The sequence below is a fragment of the Pantoea sp. UBA5923 genome, assembly GCF_002431095.1.
Lineage (GTDB): Bacteria > Pseudomonadota > Gammaproteobacteria > Enterobacterales > Enterobacteriaceae > Pantoea > Pantoea piersonii.
The window spans coordinates 49,196-71,454 of the sequence record NZ_DJDN01000070.1 but is presented as its reverse complement, the minus strand read 5'-3'; the positions used below and the strand labels follow the sequence as shown (position 1 = coordinate 71,454).

Below are 22,259 nucleotides of genomic sequence, written 5' to 3'. Positions count from 1 at the left end.
CGCCGTTTTATAGCAGACCGGTCTACTACAGGAGTTGTTATGGCAAGTACCCAGCTGTTTAGCCCGCTTAAAGTGGGTGCGATTACCGTACCGAACCGCGTATTTATGGCGCCGCTGACGCGTTTGCGCAGCATCGAGCCTGGCGATATTCCTACTCCGCTGATGGGGGAATATTATCGTCAGCGCGCCAGCGCCGGGCTGATTATTACCGAGGCAACCCAGGTCTCTTTCCAGGCGAAAGGCTATGCCGGCGCGCCGGGGCTGCATACCCAGCAGCAGATTGCCGCCTGGAAAGCGATTAACGCAGGCATTCACGAGGCGGGTGGCCACAGCGCCGTTCAGCTGTGGCACACCGGCCGTATTTCGCACCACAGCGTCCAGCCGGAAGGAAAAGCGCCTGTCGCGCCCTCTGCTATTGCCGCCGGCACGCGCACCTCGCTGCGCGCGGAGGATGGCAGCGTTTATCGTGAAGAGACCTCAACGCCGCGTGAGCTGACCGTTGCCGAGATTAAGCAGATTGTGGCGGACTTTGGCCAGGCGGCCGCCAACGCGCGCGAGGCGGATTTCGATCTGCTTGAGCTGCACTCGGCGCACGGCTACCTGATGCACCAGTTCCTGGCACCCGACTCCAACCGTCGCACCGACGAATATGGCGGCAGCATTGAGAAACGCGGCCGCTTCGCGCTGGAAGTGGTTGATGCCACTATTGCCAACTGGTCCGCCGACCGCATCGGCATTCGCATTTCGCCCATAGGCAGCTTCCAGAATCTGGATAACGGCCCTGAAGAAGAGAAAGCCGCGCTGTGGTATATCGGCGAGCTGGCGAAGCGCAATATCGCCTACCTGCACCTTTCCGAGCCGGACTGGGCGGGCGGCAAGCCCTACAGTGATGCCTTCCGCGAAAAAGTGCGCGCGATCTTCCCTGGCGTGATTATCGGCGCTGGCGCCTATACCGTCGAAAAAGCGGATAACCTTATTTCACGCGGTCTGATCGATGCCGTGGCGTTTGGCCGCGACTTTATCGCCAACCCCGACCTGGTGGCGCGTCTGCAGCAGGATGCCCCGCTCAACCCGCAGCGTCCCGAGAGCTTCTACGGCGGCGGCGCGGAAGGCTACACCGACTACCCGACGCTCTAAGCGAAGCGCTGGCGTAACGACGGTTACGCCAGCGGCCGTTTTTTGCTATTTTCATCGCTATACTTAGCATTTGCGTCATCAGAAGATGACCGTTTAATAAAAGAGGAAGTTATGCGTTTACTCCACACCATGTTACGCGTTGGCGATCTGCAACGCTCCATCGACTTTTACACCCGCGTTCTCGGTATGCGCGTGCTGCGTCAGAGCGAAAACACTGAATACAAATATACGCTGGCATTCGTGGGCTACACCGAAGAGAGCGAAGGCGCGGTGATCGAGCTGACCTACAACTGGGGCGTAGACAGCTACGATCTCGGCAACGCCTACGGCCATATCGCGCTGGGCGTGGATGACGTGGCGGCGACCTGCGACCGTATTCGCAACGCGGGCGGCAACGTAACGCGTGAAGCGGGTCCGGTTAAAGGCGGCTCAACCATTATCGCTTTCGTTGAAGATCCAGACGGCTACAAAATCGAGCTGATCGAAAACAAAGACGCCGGTAACGGCCTGGGCAACTAAGTTTGCCGCTTCAGTCTGTTGTTTGCGGCAGGCTGAAGCCTTCCCTTCTGCTGCACCCTCACCTTTTTTTTGCCATAATGCGCGCTGCCTAATTTCTGCTATGAGATGCTGATGTCTGAAACGAACTCCCTGAACGCGCTGAATCAACGTTTCCGAGGTTTCTATCCTGTGGTGATCGATGTCGAGACCGCAGGCTTTAACGCGCAGACCGATGCGCTGCTGGAGATCGCCGCCACCACGCTGAAAATGGATGAAGAGGGCTGGCTGCACCGCGACCAGACGCTGCATTTTCACGTCGAGCCTTTTGAAGGCGCGCTGCTTCATCCGGAAGCGCTGGCCTTTACCGGCATCGATCCCAGCAATCCGCTGCGCGGCGCGGTCAGCGAATATGAGGCGCTGCACGCCATCTTCAAGATGGTGCGCAAAGGCATCAAGGATCATCACTGCAATCGCGCCATTATGGTGGCGCACAACGCGACCTTTGATTTGAATTTTATGATGGCTGCAGCCGGACGCGCCGGGCTGAAGCGCAACCCTTTCCATCCGTTCGCCACCTTTGATACCGCCGCGCTGAGCGGACTGGTACTGGGACAGACGGTGCTGGCGAAAGCCTGTAAAGCAGCAGGTATGGATTTTGACAGCACGCAGGCGCACTCGGCGCTTTACGATACCGAACAGACGGCGACGCTGTTCTGCGAGCTGGTGAACCGCTGGAAACGACTGGGGGGCTGGCCTTTGCCGCTGGCCGCAGCGGACGACGAGGATGAACCTGCGTCGGAGTAGTGATAAAAAAGGCCGACTTGCGTCGGCCTTTTTGTTTATTCCGCTTCTTTATGCTTTTCTGCCGTCTCTTTGATCAGAGACTGCAGTTCGCCGCGCTGGAACATCTCAACGATAATGTCGCAGCCGCCAACCAGTTCGCCGTCAACCCACAGCTGCGGGAAGGTCGGCCAGTTGGCATATTTCGGCAGCTCGGCGCGAATATCAGGGTTCTGCAGAATATCCACGTAAGCAAAACGCTCACCGCAGGCAGAGAGCGCCTGCACCGCCTGCGCAGAGAAACCGCAGCTCGGCAGTTTCGGCGAGCCTTTCATATACAGCAGGACCGGGTTTTCTGCGATCTGGCGCTGAATTTTTTCTACAGTACTCATAATTGCCTTCCTTAATTCCTTACTTCGTGTTTGTTTATTGTAGCGACTTCGCCCCGTTACTGAAAACGACAATTTCTCGCTTACCAGGCGAAACCGCCATGTTTGTTAAGTTTTTAAGTAAAGCTCTGACTTTTCCTGACGATAATCAAAACTTAAGCTGTTCATAACTGGTAATAAGTTTGCTGCTATAAGCTTCTGAAATCGCTCATTTATGAGTCAGTTGCAACCCTGTAACAGTTTAATAGAAAAATGGCTTAACTTTTGAAAAAAACCTGGCTTAGAATGGCCCCGGCGCTGATCCTCGATCAGATTTTTCTAACCTCGTTACGGCCTGTCGTCGTAACCGCTAACCCTGTAACCGGACTATGCGATTACTGATTACGCTTTTCATATTAGCTTTCGCGCAGCTGTTTCTGAACATCGCTTCAGCTTCGCCGCAAACGCCGGTTAACGCCAGCCTGCACAAGGCGGAGAAAAAAAGCGCGCGCGAAGATGAGCGACGCAAACGGCGGCCGGTTAAAAGCAGCTCGAAAAAATCGCGCCCTTCTTCTGCTACGCAAAAAATTAAACTGAAAAAACAGAAGAAAATCGAAACGGCTTCACTTTCTCATTCCGCTGGCGAACAGAAAAAATCCCTTAAATCTTCCCGCAAACGTTATGGCCATCAGCGCGAGCTGGGTACGGCCAAAACTGCAAAGCTGCAGCTGCTGGACGCCGATGACGGCACCACCATCAAAATGAGCAAGTCTCATCGCCTGCGTTACCAGAAAGCGCGCGAAACCGCGATGACCAAACTGATGGGACAGCTGGGCAAACCTTATCAGTGGGGCGGCACCTCTCCGCATACCGGTTTCGACTGCAGCGGCCTGGTCTGGTACGCCTATAAGGATTTAGTGAAATTCAGAATTCCGCGCACCGCCAATGAAATGTACCACCTGCGCGACGCCGCGCCGGTGAAGCGCGAATCGCTGGAGAAAGGCGACCTGGTGTTTTTCCGTATCAACGGTCGCGGTACGGCCGATCACGTGGGCGTTTATCTCGGCAACGGCAAATTTATTCAGTCGCCGCGCACCGGAAAAGATATTCAGATTAGCGGGCTGTCAGAAGATTACTGGCAGCGTCACTATATCGGCGCGCGCCGGATGATGACGCCGAAAACCATACGCTAAGAGAGAAAAGAAAAACCGGGGGCTTCCCCGGTTTTTTATTACTGCGTATCAGTGCATCACGGCGGTAAAGCTAAAGGCTACGATCATCAGCAGCGCGGCGCCGGTCGTTATCAGTGCCATTTTCAAATCAGTGCTCATCACTTCTCCTTATCCACACAATCATTATGGTTTTAAGGCATTTTCCCATAGTTACCGGTAAAAATCTCGTTTTATCCTGCAAGCCTTGTTAGAATCTCCGGCTTTGTTGCGCAACTGACGCAACACCGGTTCCGTTCGCACGCAACAGCCTCTGTTTTGTCCCGCCCAGTGAATATTTCACCGACAAAAACTGTAGCGAATTAACAGAAAAGTCTCTTAGCGGACGCAAACGTTTAACATTATGCTTATCAACGGGTTATTGATAAGTTCTGGAGTCTCTTTTTAATGGCAACAATCAAAGATGTCGCGAAGCGCGCGGGTGTTTCCACCACCACCGTTTCCCACGTTATCAATAAAACGCGCTTCGTTGCGGAAGAGACGCGCAACGCCGTCTGGCAGGCGATTCAGGAGCTGCACTATTCGCCCAGCGCCGTAGCGCGAAGCCTGAAGGTCAATCACACCAAGACGCTGGGGTTGCTTGCCACCTCCAGCGAGGCGCCCTACTTTGCGGAAATTATCGAAGCGGTGGAGCACCACTGCTTTGAGCGCGGCTATACCCTGATTCTTGGCAACGCCCACAACGACCTGCAGAAGCAGCGCGCCTATCTGTCGATGATGGCGCAAAAGCGCGTCGACGGACTACTGGTAATGTGTTCCGAATATCCAGATGACCTGCTGAAGATGCTGGAAGAGAATCGCAATATCCCGATGGTCGTGATGGACTGGGGCGAATCGCGCGCGGACTTTACCGATACCGTACTGGATAACGCCTTCCAGGGCGGCTATCTGGCGGGGCGCTATCTGATTGAACGCGGACACCGCGACATCGGCGCCATACCGGGTCAGCTGGAGCGCAACACCGGCGGCGGACGCCACGCAGGCTTTTTAAAAGCGCTGCAGGAAGCAGGTATCGTGGTGCGTCCCGAGTGGATTGTACAGGGCGATTTTGAGCCGGAATCGGGCTATCAGGCAATGCAACAGATCCTGCAGCAGAAACAGCGCCCAACGGCGATTTTCTGCGGCGGCGATATTATGGCGATGGGGGCGATTTGCGCTGCTGACGAGATGGGTCTGCGCGTGCCGCAGGATATTTCGGTGATCGGCTATGATAATGTGCGCAACGCGCGCTACTTTACGCCAGCCCTGACTACCGTCCATCAGCCCAAAGCCCAGCTGGGCGAGAAGGCGCTGGAGATGCTGCTGGATCGCATTACCAGTAAACGCGAAGAGTCGCAGACCATTGAGGTGCATCCGACGCTGATTGAACGCCGCTCGGTCGGTGACGGCCCTTTCCGCGACTACCGCCGTTAATCCTCGCTTAACCACTCCTGATTGAGCGTTTGCGCATCGCCGAGATAGCTGAGCAGCCAGCCCAGCGCCGGCGATGCGTGCGCTTCCGACCAGCTCACGCAGCAGGGACTTTCCGGGAACGGCGCAGGCAGCGTCAGCTCCGCCAGCTCCCCCTTGTCCAGCAGCGGACGCGCCAGATGGCCCGGCATCATCGCCACGCATAATCCATCCAGTACGCACGCCAGCCCAGCCTGCCAGTCCGGCACCACCAGACGCCGCTGATTATCGAGCGTCCAGGTCATGCGGCGCGGCAGCGCGCGCGAGGTATCTTCCAGCACCAGCGATGGCCAGGCGCGCAGGGCGTCGTCGTCGAGCCGCGACTGCTGCGTAAGCGGATGCTGGCGCGCCACGACGCAGCGCCAGTTCAGCGCGCCCATATCGCGAAAGGAGAAGCGCCCGCCGACCGGAATCGCCTGGGTTGCGCCGATAGCCACGTCTACGCGTCCGTCAGCCAATGCGTCCCAGACGCCGTTAAAAACTTCATAGCTGATGTGCAGCTCCATATCAGGAAAATGGCGATAGAAGTCAGTGACCAGCTGACGGCTGCGCGACAGCTTCACGATGCGATCAACCGCGATGCTCAGCTGGCCGCGCCAGCCGTTTGCCAGCTGCTGGCACTGCCTGCGGGTGGCGAGCATTTTTTTGATAACCTCACGCCCTTCGCGTACGAAATGTTCGCCCGCAGCGGTCAGCGCCACGTCGCGGTGCTGCCGCTCGAAGAGCGGTACTGCCAGCCAGGTTTCCAGCTGGCGCACCGTATAGCTGATGGCAGAAGGCACGCGATGCAGTTCCTTAGCGGCGGCGCTGAAGCTGCCGGTACGCGCAACGGCATCCACCACCTCAAGCGCATGTTCAGACCACATAATTATTCCCTTCAAAATTTTTCATAGCATTCTGCAAATATTAACGTTTCACAGTTGTGGGCGCACCCTTTTACACTTTGCCGCGTTCAACCTGCCTGACAAATATGAGAATGAGTAAAACCATGCTGTCATCAAAAGGATTTATGCCTTACCTCGCCCTGCTCAGCATGCTGGGTTTCCTGGCGACGGATATGTACCTTCCCGCTTTCGGCGCGATGCAGGAGAGCTTCGCCACGTCGCCCGGCGTCATCAGCGCCAGTATGAGTCTGTTCCTGGCGGGCTTCGCCGTGGGTCAGCTTTTCTGGGGACCGCTTTCCGATCGCATCGGCCGCAAGCCTGTGCTGCTGATGGGGCTGGCGCTCTTCGCGCTTGGCTGCGCTGGCATGCTGTGGGTAGAAAATGTGGCGCTTATGCTGGCGCTGCGCTTTCTGCAGGCGATTGGCGTGTGCGCGGCCGCGGTGAGCTGGCAGGCGCTGGTAGTGGATCGCTATCCCAACGCCCGCGCCAGGAAGATATTCGCCACCATTATGCCGCTGGTTGCGCTTTCGCCTGCGCTTGCGCCGCTGCTCGGCGCCTGGCTAATCAGCCATTTTCACTGGCGTTCAATTTTTCTGGTGCTGACGCTGATCGCCATCGCGCTGATGCTGGCGACGCTACGCCTGCCCGCCAGCCGCCGCGCGACGGCGAAAGAGAGCGCCGATCAGCCTGGCTTTTTCGCCCTGTTGCGCTCCGGGGTGTATAGCGGCAACGTCTTGATCTATGCCGCCTGCTCCGCCAGTTTTTTCGCCTGGCTCACCGGGTCGCCCTTTATCCTCGCCGACGCAGGCTTAACGCCGGCGGATATCGGCCTGAGCTATATTCCGCAAACCATCGCCTTTTTACTGGGCGGATTTGGCTGTCGCGCGCTGCTTAACCGCTTCTCCGGCACGCTGCTGCTCCCCTGGCTACTGACGATCTACAGCCTGAGCGTAGCAACGCTGTTTGGCGTGGCGCTGACCGGCAGCCATCACCTCATCGCCCTTTTGCTGCCTTTCTGCGGCATGGCGCTGGCGAACGGCGCGATTTACCCTGTCGTGGTGTCAAATGCGCTGCTGCCTTTCCCGCACGCCACCGGCAAAGCCGCGGCGCTGCAAAACACGCTGCAGCTGGGCCTCTGCTTTCTTGCCAGCCTGGCGGTCTCTGCAGGTTTACAACAGCCGCTGCTAATGACTACGCTGATTATGGTAATAACGATTGCGCTGGCGATAGCAGGCTATGTCTGGCAGCGACGCGCCTGCGCACGAATGGATATTGTTCGCCCCGCTGCTCCCTGCCAGGATCAGCACTAAGGCGACCTGCATAGTTAGCTGCCTAACAATAAGTCGTTGAATATTGACCTGGTTGAGCTTATACTCAGTCAGGTCAATAAATCTGCAACAAATCAATAACATAATTGTTTTATTATTAGGCGAAGCTTATCGCCCGGATGGTGTCTGCACGCGCTTCCCATTCCGTTGCGTCAGACCATGATTTTCAGATTCAATCCTCTGTTAAACGTCGGATATCAGGCGCACGGAGCAATCCGTGACTTTTCTCACAACCCTTGAGAAATTGACTATTCTTTTTCTCAGGTTCAAAGCGGACAGGTGATGGAGAAGCTATGAGTTCATCGTGTATAGAAGAAGTGAGCCTTGAAGAAAACCACTGGTATCGAATTGTCCACGAAATGCTGGAAAAAGCGGACATCGAAATCAACGGCAGCCGCCCCTGGGATATTCAGATTAAACATCCTGACTTTTTTAAGCGCGTGATTCAGGAAGGCTCACTTGGTCTTGGCGAAGCTTACATGGATGGCTGGTGGGAGTGCGAACGGCTGGATATGTTTTTTCACCGCGTGCTGAAGCACAAGCTGGATAAGCAGTTGCCGCACCACTTTAAAGATACGCTGCGCGTGGCCGCCGCGCGTCTTACCAACCTGCAGTCAAAAAAACGCGCATGGATAGTAGGCAAAGAGCACTACGATCTTGGGAACGATTTGTTCTCGCTGATGCTCGATCCCTATATGCAATACTCCTGCGCCTACTGGAAAGAAGCCGACACGCTGGAACAGGCGCAGGAAGCGAAGCTGGATATGATCTGCCGCAAACTGCAGCTTGAGCCAGGTATGACGCTGCTTGATATCGGCTGCGGCTGGGGCGGTCTCGCCGCATACGCTGCCCGTCATTACGGCGCTGTTGTGCATGGCGTGACTATTTCGGCCGAGCAGCAAAAGCTGGCGCAGCAGCGCTGTGAAGGGCTGGACGTGACTATCCTGCTGCAGGATTATCGCGATCTCAATCAGCAGTTCGATCGTATCGTTTCCGTCGGCATGTTCGAACACGTTGGCCCGAAAAACTACGCGACCTACTTTGACGTGGTGGATCGCAACCTGAAGCCTGACGGCCTCTTCCTGCTCCACACCATCGGCGCCATCCGCACCGATATGAATGTCGATCCCTGGATTAATAAATATATTTTCCCTAACGGCTGCCTGCCGTCGGTACGGCATATCGCGGATGCCAGCGAGCCCCACTTTATTCTTGAGGACTGGCATAATTTCGGCGCCGATTACGATACCACGCTGATGGCCTGGTATGAGCGTTTCACGCAGGCATGGCCGCAGCTGGCTGAGAAGTATGGCGAACGCTTCAAACGGATGTTCAGCTACTACCTCAACGCCTGCGCCGGAGCGTTTCGCGCCCGCGATATTCAGCTGTGGCAGGTCATGTTTAGCCGCGGTGTGGAAGGCGGTTTGCGCGTTGCGCGCTAAACCGAGCAGATAAATAAGGCGCCTGGAGCGCCTTTTTTTATGCTTATTCTGCGTCTTGACTAAGCGCGGCGGCTTCGCGCTGCGCCAGCACGCGTTCGACGGTATCGACAATCGCCTGGGTGTGCGGATCGATCTCGATATTGACGCGGTGGCCAAGCTTTTTAGCGCCAAGCGTGGTGCGCTCCAGCGTTTCCGGGATTAAATAGACGCAAAATTTGCTTTTCGTCACTTCGCCCACGGTCAGGCTAATGCCGTCAATACCGACAAAACCTTTATGCAGAATATATTTCATCTGCGCGGCGTCTTGAATTTTAAACCAGACTTCGCGGTTATTTTCTGACTGAATAATTTTGCAGATTTCCGCAGTGGTCATAATATGGCCAGACATCAGGTGGCCACCGATCTCATCGCTGAATTTCGCCGCGCGTTCAATATTGACGACGTCGCCTTCCTGCAGATCGCCTAAATTGGTGACGCGCAGCGTTTCTTTAATCAGATCGAAACTGACGCGATTGCCCTCAATCGCGGTGACGGTCAGACAACAGCCGTTATGCGCCACCGACGCGCCCAGCGCCAGCCCCGGCAGCAGCTCTTCCGGCAGCTCCGCGACATGGGTGCGAAACAGATCTTTTTCTTCAATGGACACAATCTTTGCGGTGCCCTGCACAATTCCGGTAAACATAGTTTTGGCCTCTGCGAAGTTTGCCCTAGCTTATCACAGCTTAGCGCGCGGATATTATTTCCGCGTCGCGTCCGCTTTACAGCCGCAATATAACGCACAGCGTGACAAAACTTGGTGAATTCGGTTAATGCCGCTACACTAACCGCGCATTTCTTCGGGATTACTCCCCTTTCTTTTTTAAACAGGTGTTAACGTGCAGAAGTATTTAACAGAAGCGCGTCAATTGCTTGCCCTTGCGATTCCGGTCATCCTTGCTCAGGTGGCGCAGACCGCAATGGGATTTGTGGATACCATTATGGCCGGCGCAGTAAGCGCCACGGATATGGCCGCCGTCGCAGTCGGCACCTCTATCTGGCTTCCGGCCATTCTTTTCGGCCATGGTCTTCTGCTTGCATTGACGCCAACCGTTGCGCAACTCAACGGCTCAGGCCGCCGCGAACGCATTGCCGAACAGGTTCGGCAGGCTTACTGGCTGGCGTTTTTCGTCGCTATCCTGATTATGGTGGTGCTGTGGAATGCCGGTTACGTTATCCGCGCCATGCATGATATCGACGAACAGCTGGCGCTGAAGGCGGAAGGCTATCTACACGCCCTGCTGTGGGGCGCGCCTGGCTACCTCTTTTTCCAGGTGATGCGCAACCAGTGCGAGGGCCTCTCTAAAACCAAGCCCGGTATGGTGATGGGTTTTATCGGTCTGCTGGTCAATATCCCACTGAACTGGATCTTTATAAACGGCCACTTCGGGATGCCGGCGCTGGGCGGCGTCGGCTGCGGCGTAGCGACCGGCTCGGTATACTGGGTGATGTTCCTGGTGATGCGTTTCTGGGTGCGCCGGATGGGCGGCTTGCGCGATATTCGTATGCAAACCCGCTGGTCGCCGCCGTCGCGCGCTGTGCTGCAGCGGCTGTTTTCGCTGGGGTTACCGGTGGCGCTGGCGCTCTTTTTCGAGGTGACGCTGTTCGCCGTGGTGGCGCTGATGGTTTCGCCGCTGGGCATTGTGGATGTCGCCGGTCACCAGATCGCGCTTAACTTCAGCTCGCTGATGTTCGTTCTGCCGCTTTCGCTGGGTGTGGCCACTACTATTCGCGTCGGCTACCGGCTGGGACAGGGTTCGGCGGAGCAGGCGCGCGTCGCCGCCTGGACCGCACAGGCGGTCGGCGTCTGTATGGTCGCCATCACCGCGCTGTTTACCGTCACCTTCCGACATCAAATCGCCCTGCTCTATAACGACAATCCGGAAGTGGTGGCGCTGGCGGCGCAGCTGATGATGCTGGCGGCTATCTATCAGTTCTCCGATTCGATTCAGGTGATCGGCAGCGGCATTTTGCGCGGCTATAAAGATACGCGTTCGATCTTCTTTATCACCTTTATCGCTTACTGGATCCTGGGGCTGCCCAGCGGCTATACGCTGGCGATGACCGACTGGGTCGTGCCGCGTCTCGGCCCGGCGGGCTTCTGGTGCGGCTTTATTATCGGGCTGACCTCGGCGGCGATCATGATGCTGTGGCGTATCCGCCGTCTGCAGCAGCTGCCTGCGCAGGTGATCCTCGCCCGCGCGGCGCGCTAACGCCCCCACGCGGAAAAGGTGCTTATCTCTCTGAACGGGCCTGTAAAGGCCCGTTGCGCCTAAAAAAACGACGCATAGCGCAGTTGCTGGTCAGTCAGACGGAAAAATACGTTTTTCCCCTTGCCAGCGTTGCTGCCTGTCGTTAATATTCGTCCCCGCTGTCGCCCTGACAGCCGTTGCGTTCTTAGCTCAGTTGGTTAGAGCACCACCTTGACATGGTGGGGGTCGATGGTTCGAGTCCATTAGAACGCACCAAGTGCGTCCGTAGCTCAGTTGGTTAGAGCACCACCTTGACATGGTGGGGGTCGGTGGTTCGAGTCCACTCGGACGCACCATTTCTTCAATGCGTTCTTAGCTCAGTTGGTTAGAGCACCACCTTGACATGGTGGGGGTCGATGGTTCGAGTCCATTAGAACGCACCACTCTCTTGCAGCATCCGCCCCTTGCGCAACTTCACCTTTTATTGATCTCCATCGTTTCCCCTTCTGCTTTTTAATTGGTTTTCGGATACTTAGCGTCTATACTATCCCGCGTTGTTTCACTTGAAAGGTTTCAGCGCGGCGTGCCTATGGCGATAACTTATACTCTTTGCGCAACACGCTCCTGGCGGTTTCCAGACGTAACCGCACAACTTCCCTGCACGCTCAGCCTTCGTCACCTATTCTTATTCTGTATCGTCCGTTTCGCTATCAACCAGAATTCTCATTTCGATGCGCTGTCATCGAACTCCGACCTTTATCATCCATCACAACTTACAGATAACCTGTCATGAAAAAGACCAAGATCGTTTGTACTATCGGCCCGAAAACCGAATCTGAAGAGATGCTGACTCAACTGCTGGAAGCCGGCATGAACGTTATGCGTCTGAACTTCTCGCATGGCGATTACGCCGAACACGGTCAGCGCATCACCAATATGCGCGCGGTCATGCAGAAGACCGGTCGTCAGGCCGCTATCCTGCTCGACACCAAGGGTCCGGAAATCCGCACCATGAAACTGGAAGGCGGTAACGACGTTTCGCTGAAAGCGGGTCAGACCTTCACCTTTACCACCGACCAGAGCGTAATCGGCAACAGCGAGCGCGTAGCCGTCACCTATGCGGGTTTTACAGAAGATCTGAAAATCGGCAATACCGTACTGGTAGATGATGGTTTGATCGGCATGGAAGTAAAAGAAGTGACGGAGAACACCGTGGTGTGTACCGTCCTGAACAACGGCGACCTTGGCGAGAATAAAGGGGTTAACCTGCCGGGCGTCTCTATCCAGCTGCCTGCGCTGGCTGAAAAAGACAAACGCGACCTGATTTTCGGCTGCGAGCAAGGCGTTGATTTCGTGGCGGCCTCGTTTATTCGTAAACGCTCTGACGTGCTGGAAATTCGTGAGCATCTGAAAGCCCACGGCGGCGAACATATTCAGATCATCTCCAAGATTGAAAACCAGGAAGGCCTGAACAACTTCGACGAAATCCTCGACGCCTCTGACGGCATCATGGTAGCGCGCGGCGATCTGGGCGTTGAAATCCCGGTCGAAGAGGTCATTTTCGCGCAGAAGATGATGATCAAGAAGTGCAACAAGGCGCGCAAAGTGGTGATCACCGCCACCCAGATGCTCGACTCAATGATCAAAAACCCGCGCCCTACCCGCGCTGAAGCGGGCGACGTGGCTAACGCCATTCTCGACGGCACCGACGCGGTTATGCTGTCAGGCGAAAGCGCCAAAGGTAAATATCCGCTGGAGTCGGTGACCATTATGGCCACCATCTGCGAGCGCACCGACCGCGTGATGAAATCGCGTATCGATACGCTGGACGATTCCCGCAAGCTGCGCATCACTGAGGCCGTCTGTCGCGGCGCAGTGGAAACCGCAGAGAAACTGGAAGCGCCGCTGATCGTGGTAGCAACGGAAGGCGGCAAATCGGCGAAATCCGTACGTAAGTACTTCCCGGATGCGACTATCCTGGCGCTTACCACCAACGAGACCACGGCACGTCAGCTGATTCTCAGCAAAGGCGTTGAAACGCGTCTGGTTAAAGAGATAGCTTCTACCGATGATTTCTATCGCATCGGTAAAGAAGTGGCGCTCGAAAGCGGCTACGCGCAAAAAGGCGACGTTGTGGTAATGGTGTCAGGCGCATTAGTACCAAGCGGTACCACAAATACCGCGTCAGTACACGTCATTTAATTACGAGAAGCATTTATTTAAAAGCGCCTTTAAAGGCGCTTTTTTTATTCCGTCACTAATACAAAACCAAAAAATTTCCAATCGATAATAACTATTCAATATCCTCTGAAATTAAGGTTAACCCGATTAAATCTCTCTGTTTTCGCTAAATATTTTTATCATATGCGGTTAAGCGCTGCTTCTTTGAGCGAACGATCAAATTTAAGCATCTTCTCATCAAAAATTTATTCTCAACTTAAAAAGCTTTGTGTAATACTTGTAACGCTACATGGAGATTAACTCAATCTAGAGGGTATAAATAATGAATCGTACTAAACTGGTACTGGGCGCGGTAATCCTGGGTTCAACTCTGCTGGCTGGTTGCTCAAGCAACGCTAAAATCGACCAGCTGTCTTCAGACGTTCAGACTCTGAACGCTAAAGTTGACCAGCTGAGCAACGACGTGAACGCAATCCGTTCTGACGTGCAGGCTGCTAAAGATGACGCAGCTCGTGCTAACCAGCGTCTGGACAACCAGGCTCACTCTTACCGTAAGTAAGAGTTCTGGTATTAAAAATGGCGCCCATGTGGCGCCATTTTTTTTGCCCTGATTTAGCGCCTAGGGCGTGTCAGCCGCCGCCTGGCTCACAGATGTTGTCTGGATACTCTGCGCCTGCTCTGGAGCCGTCTCAGCCCCCTCTCCGACCGCTTCTCCGTTCGATACCAGCACAGGCATCCCGGAACGGCGTTCAAGCGCCGCTTTAATCAGCTTGCTGTCGCTGTGCGGGCTTTTGATAAACTTCTTCAGCGCAGGGCTGAGCGCTATCGGCATCGTTTGCGGATCGTCTTTGTCGCTGTGCGACAGCGGCTGATGCACCTCAACGTAGCGTTTTCCGTCCGGCTCAACGGCAAATTTTACCGGCTGGTTGATAACCTGCACGCGCGTCCCTTTCGGCACGCTGTTAAACAACGCTTCGATATCCTGCGGCCGTAAACGTATACAGCCGGAACTGACGCGCATACCGATACCAAAATCCGCATTGGTGCCGTGGATCAGGTAGTTGCCACTGCCGCGCGCCAGACGCAGCGCAAACAGCCCCATCGGGTTTTCCGGGCCTGCAGGCACCACTGCCGGCAGCGTAATGCCATCTTTGGCGTAGCGCTTGCGTATATTGACGGTCGGCGTCCAGGTCGGGTTAGGGATTTTCTGGCTGACGCTGGTCACCATTACCGGCGTTGCGGCACCGAGCTGGCCGATACCGATCGGATAGACGATGACCTTATCCTCTCCCTTGGGATAGTAGTAGAGGCGCAGCTCGGCCAGGTTGACGACAATGCCCTCACGCGGCGTGTCCGGCAGCAGCATCTGCTGCGGCACCACTAGCTGCGTCCCGGCCTTCGGTAGCCAGGGATCGGTGCCGGGATTGGCCTCCAGCATGCTCAGTAGCCCAATCTGGTACTTTGCAGCAATGGCTTCAAGGGGGCGTTTGTCGTCGGGAACGGTGGTTAACTGGTTTTCGCCGATAAGGCGGCTGTCAGCAGGAGGTAGCGGATATTCCGTGGAGAAAGCAGGTGCGGCAAGTCCAACGCTTAGCAGCAGCGCACCGGCGAAACGTAAGGCTGATTTCATGCAATCTTCTCTTTCAGATAAAAAACAGACGCCTGTTGGCGTCTGCTAGTTTAACTCAGAGGAGATTTTGAGCGTTATGGCGAATTGCCCGAATCATCGCCTCAAGGCCTTGCGACCGCGACGGGGTAAGATGCTGCGTCAGCGCCAGCTCTTCGAACCAGTGACGCACGTCCAGCGCGACGATATCCGCCGCAGTCAGGTTCTGGTAAAGGCTAAATACCACTGCAATCAAGCCCTTAACGATAGCGGCATCGCTGTCACCCTCAAAGGCGAGCGTACCGTCGCTCTGAGGCGTCATCTTGATCCATACCTGGCTCTGACAGCCGGAGATAACGTTTTCCGGCTGGTGCAGGCTTTCAGATGATTCTGGAAGTTTCGCGCCCAGCTCGATGATGTAGAGGTACTTCTCTTCCCAGTTGGCGCAACGATTAAAGTTGCGCACCAGCTTCTCTTTATCTGGCAACGTGGCCATGACTTACTCCAGAACTCTGCTCAACCGCCCAGCAGACGATGAATACGGGTCAAACCAGCCGCCAGACGATCGGCCTCTTCTTCGCTGTTGTAGAAGGCGAACGAGGCGCGGCACATAGCCGGTACGGCAAAATGGCGCATCAGCGGCATCGCGCAGTGATGGCCGGTACGAATGGCGATACCGTATTGATCAAGGAAGCTGCCGACGTCGTAAGCGTGATGCTTGCCCAGGTTGAAGGCAATCACGCCTGCGCGCTCCTGCGGACCATAAATTACCAGGTCCGGCACCGAAGCGAGCTTGTCGAGCGCGTAGCGCATCAGCGCCTGCTCGCGCTGCTGAATCGCATCAAGCCCAATCTCTTCCACATAGCGCAGCGCCGCGCCGAAGCCGATAATACCGCCGGTATTAGGCGTACCCGCCTCGAATCGCCAGGGCGCTTTATTCCATGTGGTGCCAGTCGGCAGCATGACCTGATCGATCATGGAGCCGCCGCCTTCCCACGGCGGCATCTCGTCGAGCAGCGCTTTGCGCCCGTAGAGAATGCCGACGCCGTTGGGGCCGTAGATTTTATGGCTGGAGAAGACGTAAAAGTCGCAGTCGATATCCTGCACGTCAACTTTGCCATGCATAACCGCCTGCGCGCCATCCACCAGCGTAACCAGGCCAGCGGCTTTCGCCTGCGCCACCAGCGCCTTGACCGGGTTAACGGTGCCGAGCACGTTTGAGACGTGCGTCACCGCCAGCAGCCGCGTACGGCTGTCGATCAGCCCCGCCAGCGCGTCGATCGCCAGCTCTCCGCTGTCGTTCAGCGGCAGCACGCGGATTTCCGCGCCGGTGCGCTGCGCCACCATCTGCCACGGCACGATATTGGCGTGGTGCTCCATCTCGGTAATGATCAGGTTGTCGCCGGCTCTCAGCTGGCTTGCGCCCCAGCTGTTCGCCACCAGGTTAATGCCCTCGGTGGTGCCTTTAACGAACACAATCTCTTCCGGTGAAGAGGCATTGAGAAAACGTGCCGCCTGCAGGCGGACGTTTTCCATATCGGTAGTGGCCTGCGCGCTCAGGCTGTGAATGCCGCGATGTACGGCCGCATAGCCGTACTGATAAAAATGACTTTCGGCGTTAATCACCGCCAGCGGACGCTGGGCGCTGGCCGCGCTGTCAAGGTAGGCCAGCGGATGACCGTTGACCTCACGCTTCAGGATCGGGAAGTCGGCCCTGATACGTTCGAGATCGAAGTTCATCATGAGGCATCTCCAGGGAAGCGCGCCGCGATACGCTGCAGAACCGCCTGACGCAGCGTCTCATCATCCAGCGCTTCGGTCAGCTCGGCTGCGAAAGCGTGAATAATCATCTGCTGCGCCGCGTCCTCTGCAATACCGCGCGAGCGCAGGTAGAACATCTGCTCATCATCAATGCGGCCGATAGTCGCGCCGTGGCTGCACTTCACGTCGTCAGCGTAGATTTCCAGCTGCGGCTTGGTGTCCACTTCCGCCAGACGACCGAGCAACAGGTTGTTGTTGGTCATCTGTCCATCGGTTTTCAGCGCGTGCTGCGCCACTTTGATGTGGCCGTTAAACACCGCGCGGCCTTTGTCGCGCGAAATTGTTTTATGCAGCTGACGGCTCAGGCAGTAGCCTTTGTTGTGCTCCAGATAGCTGCGGGTGTCCGCCACTTCCGAATTCATCGGCAGTACCAGGCTGTTCAGCGACAGCTGGGTATTTTCACCGTTGAGCTGCACGCTGGTGTTGTGACGAGAGAGGCCCGCACCTAGCAGGAAGCTGGTGCTGCTCACCTGCGCATCGCGTCCGATAACGATATCGTTATGGGCGAAGTGGTAGCTGCTGCTCTCTTCAAACGCCAGCTTGATGTGTTTCAGCTGGGCATTGTCGCCGACCGCGAAGGTAAAGCGCGCGCCGGTAAAGTGCTGCGCGCCGTCCAGGGTCACGTAATGCTCGATAACCTGCGCCTGCGCGCTCTCTTCCAGCTCAAAATGGTGACGATGATGCACAGTATTAAGCGCATCCGCCTGGCCGCTGGTGATATGCAGCAGGTAGAGCGGACGCGCCGCCGCCTTGCCGCGCGCCAGGCGAATCGAGGTTACCTCTTCCGCCAGGCTTTCGGTCAGGTGCAGGAACACTTCCGGCTGAACCGGCGCAGGCAGCGGGCGACGCTCAGCGGCGCGGCTGTGCTGGATCGCAAACAGCTCCGTATCGGCCGCGCTCAGCGACGGCTGAAACAGGCCGTCGACAAACACCAGACGGATGGCGTCCAGCGGCAGCGCCAGCGCATCGACCTGCGCCTGACTCAGGCTCTGCGCCTGCGGCAGCACGAACTGGTGGGCGAACAGCCCGTCCAGTGCGGTGTATTTCCAGTTTTCATGCTTACGCGTCGGCAGACCGACGCGCATCAGCTGCTGCCAGTGCTGCTGAGCCTGCAGCGAGCGTGACTCGCCGCGCGATTCAAACAGGTGGTGCCACTGCTGCAGGGCGTTATCACTCTTCGTCGGTAAGCCAGCCATAGCCTTGCTCCTCCAGCTGTTTCACCAGAGTAAAGTCGCCAGATTTGACGATCTTGCCTTTGTACAGCACGTGCACGAAGTCTGGCTTGATGTAATCCAGAATGCGCTGGTAGTGGGTAACGATGATAAAGGCGCGCTTATCGTCGCGCAGGCTGTTAACGCCTTCCGCTACGATTTTCAGCGCATCGATATCAAGACCAGAGTCAGTTTCATCAAGGATGCACAGCTCCGGCTCCAGCGCCGCCATCTGCAGGATGTCGTTGCGTTTCTTTTCGCCGCCGGAGAAGCCGACGTTGACCGAACGGGTCAGCAGGTCTTCCGGCATCTTCAGCAGATGAATTTTATCTTCGATAAAGTCCTGGAAGTCGAAACGATCCAGCTCATCCTGGCCGCGATACTTACGCACCGCATTGACCGCAGTCTGCAGGAAGAACTGGTTGCTGACGCCTGGGATCTCTACCGGATACTGAAACGCCATAAAGATGCCTTCGCCCGCGCGATCTTCCGGGTCAAGCTCCAGCAGATCTTTGCCTTTGAAGCTCACGGAACCGCCGGTGATTTCGTAATCTTCACGGCCAGCCAGCGTTGCAGAGAGCGTACTTTTGCCTGAGCCGTTCGGGCCCATAATGGCGTGTACTTCGCCCGGTTTCACTTCGAGGTTAAGACCGCGCAGAATCTCTTTATCTTCAACGCTAACCTGTAAATCTTTAATGCTTAACATACTTATTCCTTCACATTGCTTCCGGCAACGCGTGTGACGGCATCAGCCCACACTGTGCTCAAGGCTGATGGCTAACAGTTTTTGTGCTTCCACGGCGAATTCCAGTGGCAGCTCAGAGAAAACGTCTTTACAGAAGCCGTTAACGATCATTGAGATCGCATCTTCTTCGCTGATACCGCGCTGGAGGCAGTAGAACAGCTGATCTTCGCCGATGCGCGAGGTGGTCGCCTCATGCTCCAGCTGAGCGGTGTTATTGCGGGTTTCCACATACGGGAAGGTATGCGCGCCGCAGTCAGGGCCGATCAGCATCGAGTCGCACTGGGTAAAGTTACGCGCGTTGGTCGCGGTCGGCATGATTTTCACCAGGCCACGATAGGTGTTCTGGCTCTTGCCGGCGGAGATACCCTTGGAGATGATGGTCGATTTGGTGTTTTTACCAATGTGGATCATCTTGGTGCCGGTATCGGCCTGCTGGCGACCGCTGGTCAGTGCGACCGAGTAGAACTCGCCAATCGAGTTATCGCCGCGCAGGATGCAGCTCGGGTATTTCCAGGTGATGGCGGAACCGGTCTCAGACTGCGTCCAGGACATTTTGCTGTTCTCGCCTTCGCACAGCGCGCGCTTGGTAACGAAGTTCAGGATACCGCCTTCGCCTTCGCCGCCCGGGAACCAGTTCTGGACGGTGGAGTACTTCACTTCCGCGTTTTTATGGATGATGACTTCCACCACCGCTGCGTGCAGCTGATAGCTGTCGCGTACCGGCGCGGAGCAACCTTCGATATAGCTGACGTAGCTGTCTTCGTCCGCAATCAAAATGGTGCGCTCGAACTGACCGGTTTTCGCCGCATTGATACGGAAGTAGGTCGACAGCTCCATCGGGCAGCGCACCCCTTTCGGGATATAGACAAAGGTGCCGTCAGAGGCGACCGCAGAGTTCAGCGCCGCAAAGAAGTTGTCGTTAGCCGGAACCACGGTGCCCAGGTATTTCTGCACCAGCTCAGGGTGTTCCTGAATCGCTTCGCCGAACGAGCAGAAAATAATGCCCTGCTCCGCCAGCTTGCCGCGGTAGGTAGTAGCAACGGAAACGGAGTCGAAAATCGCATCAACCGCCACTTCACGCCCTTCACGCACCGGCACGCCGAGCTGATCGAAGGCTTTCTCAACTTCCTGCGTCAGGTAGTTGTTGGTCTCTTCGATGCCCGATGACTGCAGCGCGCCCGGCTCTGAAGCGCAGCTGTCGTCGCAGTTGCCGCATGAAGGCGCCGAATAGTAGCTGTAATCCTGATAATCCAGTTTGTCGTAATGCGCTTTCAGCCAGTGTGGCTCTTCCATTTCGAGCCAGGCGCGAAAGGCTTTAAGACGAAACTCCAGCATCCACTCTGGCTCGTTACGTTTAGCCGAGATCGCGCGCACCACATCCTCGTTGATGCCGTGCGCCATTTCGTCGGTTTGCAACTGGGTAAAGAAGCCCTCTTTGTAATTGAGCTTGCCTTCCCACATTTGTACATCGTCAGATGTTTCGCTGTGTCGTGACATATTTCACTTACTCGACGCCAAAGCTTTCACCGCACCCGCAGGCGTGCTGAGCTTTAGGGTTATTGAATTTAAAAATCTGGTTCAGGCCTTCGCGGACATAATCCACTTCGGTGCCGTCGATAAACGGCATCGCCTGAAGCGGCACGTAAAGCGTTGCGCCGTTATGGGTAAACTGCAGATCGTCATCGGCAGGCTCTTTCACCAGATCCATGACGTAACCGAAACCGGCGCAGCCGGATTGTTTCACACCAAGGTGCAGTCCCTTGACTTCAGGGTCTTGCGCCACCAGGTTAAGAATTTGCTTTGCCGCGGAATCAGTCAGCGTGACCCCTTTCCAGACAAAATCATCAGGAGAGAACGTTGCTGCATTTACAGATGCCATGTTGATACCTCGTAAGTCCGGACCTTTTCAGGCTATCCCCCTATGGTAAGGATCTGGGCGATCACTTCAACCTCTTGTTTTGCAGGGATAATCATCTTGTGCTGTTTTTAATCGGTGCTTTATTAAGCATAGCTGCTTCGCAGACCTTTGCGGCGAGGCAGTGCGGGCGTCAGAGGTCGCCCTAACTTGTTAAAATTACGTAAAATTTTTTTCGGCTAGTTATTAATAACTTCTTATTAATAGGTTACGCCTTTATCGCCTGTCCGGGGATTGTTCTTGCCGATTTTATTAACAGGCTAAGTAAATCGTAAAATTTTTCGCCTTGCGTAATTGCAATCCTCATCCAGTTGAATATGATAATTATTATCATTAACCACTTGAGGTGGCGCCATGACGCTTTCCGTCTCCGCCTGGTTACAGCGCAAAATCGACGATTATAAATTTTCCGTTCGCGATATCACCGTTGACTTCTATCTGGCTCAGGCAAAGCTGAACCGGGCCGACTGCACCATTCATCAGCTTCGTCAGTTTAACGATACCTGTCTGGATATGGCCGAAATCTGCCAGATCAACGGAGACGATCAAAGTTATCTGCACGCCATGGGCAAACTGCATCATCGGCTGGTGCAGGAGATGGGCAACAGCGAGCGCGACAGGCTGTTCCGCATCCAGGCCTATCAGCTGGCGCGCCTCTCCCTCACCCGCCTGTGCCATCAGCTGGCGCTGGTCGGAGAGTGGGACAAAGCCACCGCGCTGCAGAGCGACTTCGTGCGTCACGCGGGCTGGATATTCTAATCCAGCCGCGCCGTGACGTCGCGCACAATTTTGTTACATCAACTCCAGCAGCGCCTGTAGCGGATGACGCATGCCGTTGCCTTCCAGCCTTTTGACCTGGCTGCGGCAGGAAAACCCGGTCGCCAGGCAGCGCTGGCGCGGCAGTTTCTGCAGCTGCGGATGCCACGACAGCCCGTAAATCCCCAGCGAGTTGTCGAGGTTTTTGCTTTCGTGCCCGTAGGTGCCCGCCATGCCGCAGCAGCCCACGTTAATATTCTCCAGCCTCGCGCCGAAGCGTGCAAAGATCGCCTGCCACTGATTCGGCGTGTCTGGCAGCGCCGTCACTTCGGTACAGTGCGCAAACAGATACCAGCTTTCGCCGCTGCCCGGCTGGACGGCGCGCGGGCTGACCACGTCGCGCAGCCACTCATGTACCAGCTGTACATGAAAGTCGCCGCGCTTCTCACCGAGCGTCTGTCGGTATTCATCGCGATAGCAGAGCACCGTCGCCGGATCGACCCCGACCATCGGCATACCGAGCTTCGCCACGCGATTAAGAAAGTCAGCGGTTTTTCCGGCGGTGCGGGCAAAGCGCTGCAGAAAGCCTTTAACATGCTGCGCCTTGCCGTTGGGCATAAAGGGCAGCAGCACCGGCCGCAGGCCCAGCTTCTCAATCAGGCGAATAAAATCAGCGATCAG

General features: G+C 56.0%; 22 protein-coding genes, 3 tRNA genes and 1 pseudogene. 14 read left to right on the top strand and 12 right to left on the bottom strand.

Translation table 11 applies throughout. The features are described from left to right. The first annotated feature begins 39 nt into the window (after positions 1–39). The 3 genes from B3797_RS16560 to rnt all read left to right on the top strand — a co-directional run bounded on the left by B3797_RS16560 (position 40) and on the right by rnt (position 2,439). Positions 40–1,137 carry an alkene reductase gene (locus B3797_RS16560; RefSeq protein WP_311781527.1) on the top strand — a complete coding sequence of 366 codons (1,098 nt, stop codon included), beginning with the start codon at positions 40–42 and terminating at the stop codon, positions 1,135–1,137. Between the two features lie 111 nt (positions 1,138–1,248). Continuing rightward, positions 1,249–1,656, top strand: a complete 408-nt coding sequence (gene gloA, locus B3797_RS16555) for a lactoylglutathione lyase (RefSeq protein WP_120452425.1) — start codon at positions 1,249–1,251, stop codon at positions 1,654–1,656. Between the two features lie 111 nt (positions 1,657–1,767). Beyond that, positions 1,768–2,439: a ribonuclease T gene (gene rnt, locus B3797_RS16550; RefSeq protein ID WP_311781528.1), complete on the top strand. Its 672-nt coding sequence runs from the start codon at positions 1,768–1,770 to the stop codon at positions 2,437–2,439. 35 nt (positions 2,440–2,474) lie between these two features. Here the strand turns inward: rnt and B3797_RS16545 are convergent, their stop codons facing one another. Continuing rightward, positions 2,475–2,810, bottom strand: a complete 336-nt coding sequence (locus tag B3797_RS16545; RefSeq protein ID WP_179256429.1) for a Grx4 family monothiol glutaredoxin — start codon at positions 2,808–2,810, stop codon at positions 2,475–2,477. Between the two features lie 362 nt (positions 2,811–3,172). Between B3797_RS16545 and B3797_RS16540 the strand changes: the two genes are divergently transcribed. Next, positions 3,173–3,976, top strand: a complete 804-nt coding sequence (locus B3797_RS16540; protein WP_120452423.1) for a C40 family peptidase — start codon at positions 3,173–3,175, stop codon at positions 3,974–3,976. 48 nt (positions 3,977–4,024) lie between these two features. On the opposite strand, the gene B3797_RS16535 is transcribed toward B3797_RS16540, so the two are convergent. Continuing rightward, complete coding sequence (locus B3797_RS16535) at positions 4,025–4,114, bottom strand: YnhF family membrane protein (protein ID WP_311791625.1); 90 nt, start codon at positions 4,112–4,114, stop codon at positions 4,025–4,027. 285 nt (positions 4,115–4,399) lie between these two features. Between B3797_RS16535 and purR the strand changes: the two genes are divergently transcribed. After that, positions 4,400–5,425 (top strand): HTH-type transcriptional repressor PurR, encoded by a 1,026-nt coding sequence (gene purR, locus B3797_RS16530; protein ID WP_311781530.1) that lies wholly within the window; start codon positions 4,400–4,402, stop codon positions 5,423–5,425. Here purR and punR read toward each other — a convergent pair. After that, on the bottom strand, positions 5,422–6,327 hold the full coding sequence (punR, locus tag B3797_RS16525) for a DNA-binding transcriptional activator PunR (protein ID WP_311791624.1): 906 nt from the start codon (positions 6,325–6,327) through the stop codon (positions 5,422–5,424). The two genes, purR and punR, sit on opposite strands and share 4 nt — an antisense overlap. Before the next feature lie 122 nt (positions 6,328–6,449). Here punR and punC point away from each other — a divergent pair, with 122 nt between their 5' ends. Next, positions 6,450–7,655, top strand: a complete 1,206-nt coding sequence (punC, locus tag B3797_RS16520) for a purine nucleoside transporter PunC (RefSeq protein ID WP_311781532.1) — start codon at positions 6,450–6,452, stop codon at positions 7,653–7,655. 311 nt (positions 7,656–7,966) lie between these two features. Beyond that, positions 7,967–9,115 (top strand): cyclopropane fatty acyl phospholipid synthase, encoded by a 1,149-nt coding sequence (cfa, locus tag B3797_RS16515; RefSeq protein ID WP_311781533.1) that lies wholly within the window; start codon positions 7,967–7,969, stop codon positions 9,113–9,115. Between the two features lie 43 nt (positions 9,116–9,158). Here the strand turns inward: cfa and B3797_RS16510 are convergent, their stop codons facing one another. Then, on the bottom strand, positions 9,159–9,797 hold the full coding sequence (locus B3797_RS16510; protein WP_311781534.1) for a riboflavin synthase subunit alpha: 639 nt from the start codon (positions 9,795–9,797) through the stop codon (positions 9,159–9,161). A gap of 193 nt (positions 9,798–9,990) precedes the next feature. Between B3797_RS16510 and B3797_RS16505 the strand changes: the two genes are divergently transcribed. The 6 genes from B3797_RS16505 to B3797_RS16480 all read left to right on the top strand — a co-directional run bounded on the left by B3797_RS16505 (position 9,991) and on the right by B3797_RS16480 (position 14,083). Beyond that, positions 9,991–11,364 (top strand): MATE family efflux transporter, encoded by a 1,374-nt coding sequence (locus tag B3797_RS16505; protein ID WP_311781535.1) that lies wholly within the window; start codon positions 9,991–9,993, stop codon positions 11,362–11,364. A gap of 178 nt (positions 11,365–11,542) precedes the next feature. Next, positions 11,543–11,619: transfer RNA gene (locus B3797_RS16500), tRNA-Val, on the top strand. A gap of 3 nt (positions 11,620–11,622) precedes the next feature. After that, positions 11,623–11,699, top strand: a tRNA-Val gene (locus B3797_RS16495). 10 nt (positions 11,700–11,709) lie between these two features. After that, positions 11,710–11,786 (top strand) — tRNA-Val (locus B3797_RS16490). 346 nt (positions 11,787–12,132) lie between these two features. Continuing rightward, positions 12,133–13,545 carry a pyruvate kinase PykF gene (gene pykF / locus B3797_RS16485; protein ID WP_311781536.1) on the top strand — a complete coding sequence of 471 codons (1,413 nt, stop codon included), beginning with the start codon at positions 12,133–12,135 and terminating at the stop codon, positions 13,543–13,545. A gap of 301 nt (positions 13,546–13,846) precedes the next feature. Beyond that, positions 13,847–14,083 carry a major outer membrane lipoprotein gene (locus B3797_RS16480; RefSeq protein WP_007374746.1) on the top strand — a complete coding sequence of 79 codons (237 nt, stop codon included), beginning with the start codon at positions 13,847–13,849 and terminating at the stop codon, positions 14,081–14,083. 60 nt (positions 14,084–14,143) lie between these two features. On the opposite strand, the gene B3797_RS16475 is transcribed toward B3797_RS16480, so the two are convergent. Genes B3797_RS16475 through sufA form a run of 7 tightly spaced genes read right to left on the bottom strand, consistent with a single transcriptional unit; the run spans position 14,144 to position 20,786 of the window. Beyond that, complete coding sequence (locus B3797_RS16475; protein ID WP_311791623.1) at positions 14,144–15,154, bottom strand: L,D-transpeptidase family protein; 1,011 nt, start codon at positions 15,152–15,154, stop codon at positions 14,144–14,146. 55 nt (positions 15,155–15,209) lie between these two features. Then, positions 15,210–15,626, bottom strand: a complete 417-nt coding sequence (gene sufE, locus B3797_RS16470; protein ID WP_120452406.1) for a cysteine desulfuration protein SufE — start codon at positions 15,624–15,626, stop codon at positions 15,210–15,212. Positions 15,627–15,646: 20 nt separating this feature from the next. Beyond that, a complete protein-coding gene (sufS, locus tag B3797_RS16465; protein ID WP_311791635.1) occupies positions 15,647–16,870 on the bottom strand; it encodes a cysteine desulfurase SufS in 1,224 nt (407 codons plus the stop codon). Continuing rightward, the gene (gene sufD, locus B3797_RS16460; RefSeq protein WP_311791622.1) at positions 16,870–18,147 is read right to left on the bottom strand and encodes a Fe-S cluster assembly protein SufD; all 1,278 of its coding nucleotides are present in this window, start codon (positions 18,145–18,147) and stop codon (positions 16,870–16,872) included. The genes sufS and sufD overlap by 1 nt, the downstream gene beginning before the upstream one ends. Continuing rightward, positions 18,122–18,868 (bottom strand): Fe-S cluster assembly ATPase SufC, encoded by a 747-nt coding sequence (gene sufC / locus B3797_RS16455; protein WP_311781538.1) that lies wholly within the window; start codon positions 18,866–18,868, stop codon positions 18,122–18,124. Before sufC ends, sufD begins: the two co-directional genes overlap by 26 nt. A gap of 42 nt (positions 18,869–18,910) precedes the next feature. Beyond that, positions 18,911–20,404: a Fe-S cluster assembly protein SufB gene (gene sufB, locus B3797_RS16450; RefSeq protein ID WP_120452401.1), complete on the bottom strand. Its 1,494-nt coding sequence runs from the start codon at positions 20,402–20,404 to the stop codon at positions 18,911–18,913. 7 nt (positions 20,405–20,411) lie between these two features. Next, complete coding sequence (sufA, locus tag B3797_RS16445; protein ID WP_120452399.1) at positions 20,412–20,786, bottom strand: Fe-S cluster assembly scaffold SufA; 375 nt, start codon at positions 20,784–20,786, stop codon at positions 20,412–20,414. Positions 20,787–21,176: 390 nt separating this feature from the next. Between sufA and B3797_RS16440 the strand changes: the two genes are divergently transcribed. Further along, positions 21,177–21,581 carry a hypothetical protein gene (locus B3797_RS16440; protein WP_120452397.1) on the top strand — a complete coding sequence of 135 codons (405 nt, stop codon included), beginning with the start codon at positions 21,177–21,179 and terminating at the stop codon, positions 21,579–21,581. A 33-nt stretch (positions 21,582–21,614) separates the two neighbouring features. Here the strand turns inward: B3797_RS16440 and B3797_RS16435 are convergent. After that, positions 21,615–22,259: pseudogene (locus tag B3797_RS16435) on the bottom strand ((Fe-S)-binding protein); the annotation flags it as partial.